This window comes from Methylorubrum podarium, assembly GCF_022179745.1.
Lineage (GTDB): Bacteria > Pseudomonadota > Alphaproteobacteria > Rhizobiales > Beijerinckiaceae > Methylobacterium > Methylobacterium podarium.
Window position 1 is genome coordinate 1 of record NZ_BPRD01000594.1, and the last position, 1,945, is coordinate 1,945.

Sequence of the window (1,945 nt, forward strand, 5' to 3'; positions counted from 1 at the left end):
CACCGAGCGGATGTGGCCGCGAAATCGGGCCACATCCGCTCGGTGAAGTGCAGTTCGGCATAGGCCGCCTCCCAGAGCAGGAAGTCGGAGAGCCGCTTCTCGCCGCCGGTGCGGATCAGGAGATCGACGTCGCCGGGCTCGCACAAGGCCGCGCTCATGCCCTCGCGGCTCAAGCCCTCGGCCCCGAGCCGGGCGGCGGCGGCGAGGATCGCGTCGCGCGAGGAGTAATCGACGGCGATGCGCAGGTTCAGCCGGTCGCCCGAAGCGGTCGCGGCCTCGGCCCGCGCGATCGCCTCCGGAATCCCCGCGGGCAGGCGGTCGCGGCGGCCGATCACCGTGAGGCGCGTGCCGCTGCGGGCGAGCCGCTCGGTCTCGCCGCGCAGATAGGCCCGCAGCAGCCGCATCAGCCCGCCGACCTCCTCGGCCGGGCGGCGCCAGTTGTCGCTGGAGAAGGCGTAGAGCGTCAGCGTGCCGATGCCGAGGGCGGGGGCCGCCTCCGCCACCCGCTGGATCGTCTTGACGCCCGCCCGGTGGCCCGCGCTCCGGGGCAGGCCGCGGGCGCTCGCCCAGCGGCCGTTGCCGTCCATGATGATCGCCGCGTGGAGCGCTGATCTGCGATCGAGAGGGCTTTGCATCGTAAAGTCTCCGGGCAAGATGCGGGACACGCGGGGGATGCGGCGTTCGACGGGATGGCGGTGAGGAGGCCGTCTCAGACCGGTTCGGCGAGTCCGGAGCGGTCGTGGCCGGCGGCGTTCTGCGGCCGGCCGGCGGCTTGGGCGGCGTCGCGCACCACCTGCTCCAGCACCCCGAGATAATCGAGGAAGCGGGCGCGCCCGGAGGGCGTCAGGCGGCAGAGGGTCTGCGGCCGGTTCTGCTCGTAGCCCTTCTCCAGGCTGACGAGGTCGGCCTCCTGCAGCACGGCGAGGTGGCGGCTGAGATTGCCGTCGGTGAGCCCGCACAGGCGCTTGAGGTCGGGGAAGGCGAGGCCGCGGGGATGCGAGACCAGGGAGGTCAGCACCGAGAGACGCGCCCGCTCGTGGATGATGCGGTCGAGCCCCTCGTAGGAGAAGCGGGCGTCGGTGCGATCAGAGGTCGGCATCGGCGTCTCCGTCGGCGGATCCGTCAGCGTGTCCGTCGGCTTGGCCGGAATGGCGGTGGATGATGACGGCGAGCAGGCCCTGGCCCACGGCGAAGGGCAGGCCCATCAGCCAGGGCGAGAGGTGGCGCGTCTCGCTGGCGAGCGCCAGCACGGTGAGCCCGGCGAGCAGGTACCACGCGCCCGCAAGCGGCACGGTGCGGGGCAGGATGCGGGCGGAGGCGAACAGGCCGAGCCCGACCAGGACCTGCCACAGGCCCGGCAGCATCCAGAGCTGGTCCGGCGCGAAGCGGGCGAAGACGAGCCCCAGGCACAGCCCCGCCCCGCCCGCGGGCAGAAACCCCTCGATGGCGCTGAACACCATCGCGTCGGCGAGCCCCGAATGGACCCGGCGCGAGCGGCGCACCGCCTCGAACCCGATCAGGAGGCAGGCGGTGACGGCGGCGGCGATCCAGAGCCCGAAGAAGACGACCGGCCGCCCGGTCGGATCGTCGAGCAGGACATCCTGGGCGCCCGCGACGACGAGGGCGAGGGCGCCGGTGGCGGCGAGCGTCGCCGCGCCGAGGCCGCGGAACGCGGTGTCCCGCGCGATCTGCATCCGGATCGCGACGATGTCGGCGAGCGCCTTGTCGAGGTCGCCGTGGGTGTCACGCATGGGGCCTGTCTTCCCGCGTCGAGGCGTGCTTTGCATTGCAAAGTACACGCGGACGCAGAGCCGTCAAGCGGGGAGGCGTCAGATTCAAGGCCATCGCTCGAAGCTGCTTGGGCAGCGTCGCGGCGCCAAGGGGCACGACCAAGAGCGCCGCGCGTAGCGGGCTTTCCGGGGCGTCAGCCCCGGAAAGCGTCGAG

The 1,945-nt window shown here is 72.9% G+C and carries 3 protein-coding genes; all 3 read right to left on the reverse strand.

Annotated features, from left to right (window positions below; translation table 11 throughout):
- Positions 1-635, reverse strand: a 635-nt coding sequence (locus tag MFF42_RS24195; protein WP_238258403.1) for a di-trans,poly-cis-decaprenylcistransferase, incomplete at its 3' end; no start/stop codon positions are given.
- Between the two features lie 74 nt (positions 636-709).
- Entirely contained in the window at positions 710-1,099 is a 390-nt protein-coding gene (locus MFF42_RS24200) for a transcriptional regulator (protein WP_238258405.1), read from the reverse strand.
- Positions 1,086-1,751 carry a hypothetical protein gene (locus tag MFF42_RS24205; protein ID WP_238258407.1) on the reverse strand — a complete coding sequence of 222 codons (666 nt, stop codon included), beginning with the start codon at positions 1,749-1,751 and terminating at the stop codon, positions 1,086-1,088. Before MFF42_RS24205 ends, MFF42_RS24200 begins: the two co-directional genes overlap by 14 nt.
- Positions 1,752-1,945 lie beyond the last annotated feature (194 nt).